Genomic DNA, 2465 nt, shown 5'->3' with positions numbered 1-2465 from the left:
TGCCAGGCCTCGCGGTACGCCTCGATGGACTCCCGCAGCTCCTTCTTGGAGAGCGGCCGTCTGGTGTTCATCAGGCACAGGGCGAGATTCATCAGTGGGGGCCACCGGCCGGACCGGACGATCCCGAGGGCGGCGCCGAGGCCTCCGAGGAGCACGCCTGGGACTCGCGGCGCGATCTGTACCGGCACACCCCGGGCATCCTGCTCGGCCACTCCGCCCGCCTCGGCGGCTCCCTGGTCGGCGGCGACCAGCACGGGGTGAGCGGCGGGCACGTCACCGGCGACGTCATCCTCGGCGGCAGCAAGGTGGAGTACCACCTGGGCGGTGACGGCGAGGAACGGTCCGGTGAGATCCCCGCCGCCGAGGTGGAGGCGCTCGCCCTGCACTTCGTCCACCCGGCCGGCCCGGGGGACGAGCCCGGTGACGGCACGCCCGGTGACGGCACGCCCGGGGCGCCCGGGGCGGGCCCCGCCGAGGACGCCGGCCCCGGCGCCTGGTCGCCCCGGCGGCCCCTTCGGCACGGCGCTCGCCCAGCTGCGGGAGCACCGCGTCGCCGTCATCTCCGGCCCGGCGGCCACCGGCCGCGGCTCCGCCGCCCTGATGCTGCTGCGCACCGTCGGTTCCACCTCGTACCGGGCGCTCGACCCGGCCCTCACGCCCGGCAGGCTGGCCGGGGAACTGCGCGAGGGCTGCGGCCACCTGCTCGCGGACTTCGCCACCAGCCCCGAGCGGCCGCTGCGCGAGCACCATCTGCGCGGGCTGAGCGAGAAGTTGCGCGCGGTCGGCGGCCACCTCGTCATCGTGGTCGGGCCGCACCCCGTGCTGCACGGCGGCATCGGGCACGTCCCGTGGCAGCCGCCCGAGCCCGCCCGGCTGCTGCGCGGGCACCTGCGGGGGCGCGACCTCGCCGGCCACGGGGTCGAGGAGCTCCTCGGCCTGCCCGCGGTCCGGTCCGTCCTCGGCCACCGGCGGCCGGTGGCGGAACTGGCCACCCTCGCGGACCGGATCGCCGCGTACGCACGCGGCACGCTCACCCTGGAGGGACTCGCCGGGTTCGGCCACTACGCGGCCGAGCAGCAGGTCCGGGACTGGTTCGACAGCGCCGAACAGTCCCTGCACGACAAGGCGTTCCTCATCGCGCTGGCCGCCTTCGACGAGGCCCCGTACCCGCTCACCGCCGAGCTGAGCGACGTCCTCTTCGGGCTGCTGCAGCGGATCGAGGACCCGACGGAGCCGGCCCGCATCCCCGTCTTCGGCACGTCGAGCGCCCAGCGGATCGAGCGGGCGCAGGCCGACCGGTACGAGGAGACCGAGGAGACGGAGTGGGGCCCGGTGCGCCAGACCAAGATCCAGTTCCGCGACCGGCTGACCGCCCTCACGCTGCTCCGTGAGGTCTGGATCGGCCACCCGTCGGCCCGCCCGGCGCTGGTGACGTGGCTCCGCGGGCTCGCCGACGACCCGCGCCCGCTGGTCCGGACCCGGGCCGCCTCGACGGCCGCCGTCCTCGCCCGGACCGACCTCCCGTCGGCCATGGCGCTCCTCGTGCGCCCGTGGGCGGCGGACCGGCGGTTCCGCGCCCGGCTCGCCGCCGCCAACGCGCTGGCCCTGGCCCACCACCTGGACACGCCGCACGTGCCCCGCATCCTCCGCGACTGGTGCACCGACGACGACCACCGGCTGCGCCGGACCGCCGTCCGCACCTACGCCCTGGTCGGGGACTCCTTCCCGGGCGAGGCCGTGACCGCCCTGGTGGCCGCGGTCCGGGCACTGGAGAAGCGCGGGAAGCCGGCGGCCGGGTGGCCCGAGGAGCTGGACGAGCTCGCCGAGTCCGCTGCGGCCCTGCTGCTCGCCGCCGGCCAGGGCGCCGCCGGCCAGGACGCCGCCGGCCAGGACGCCCCCGGCCGGTTCGGCACCGGTCCGTACGGCGGTGTGGCGGAGGGGGCCGGTCCGGGGCCGGCTCCGGCCGCTGCCGCCGACACCGCGGCCGGGCTCTGGCCGGCCCTGCTGCCGCTGCCACCGCGGGGCCTGCAAAGGGACTTCGTCCTGCGCACGATGGTCCACGCCTGTGGCCCCACGGACGGCGGTCCCGACACCGGGCGTCCGCTCCTGCTCGACCACTTCGCCCGGGCGGAGCGCGCACCCGGAACCGCGGGTGCCCTCCTGCGGCAGTCGCTCGCCGCGCTCTGGCGTGCCGTCCTGAACGACCCGACGTGCTCCGCCTCCGGGCTGGTCGCCCTGCGCAGGTGGGTCACCGCCGCGGAGTCCGACCCGGACGCCGAACAGGCCCTTGTGGACCTGCTGCCGATGCTGGCCGTCTCGGTCGAGGACACCAGGCGACTCGCCTACCTGTTGGAGAACCTGCGCGGTGGACCGTCCGATCCGGCGCCGCCGGCGGTGGCGGTCCGGCTGCGGGCGACCCTGACGGGGACCGCCGCGGCGGCCGGACCGGCGGCGGATCAAGGCCG

At 77.1% G+C, this 2465-nt stretch carries 1 protein-coding gene and 1 pseudogene; one reads left to right on the top strand and one right to left on the bottom strand.

Annotation, left to right across the window (positions count from 1 at the left end):
• Window positions 1–395 (bottom strand): annotated as a pseudogene (locus ABZ885_RS39365) (hypothetical protein); the annotation flags it as partial.
• A gap of 40 nt (window positions 396–435) precedes the next feature.
• Between ABZ885_RS39365 and ABZ885_RS39360 the strand changes: the two are divergent.
• Window positions 436–2465: hypothetical protein (locus tag ABZ885_RS39360; protein WP_360199735.1), on the top strand; the 2030-nt coding region annotated here is incomplete at its 3' end.

This window comes from Kitasatospora sp. NPDC047058, assembly GCF_040643935.1.
Lineage (GTDB): Bacteria > Actinomycetota > Actinomycetes > Streptomycetales > Streptomycetaceae > Kitasatospora.
The sequence above is the reverse complement of the archived record's forward strand: the minus strand, read 5'-3'. Positions and strand labels throughout refer to the sequence as shown.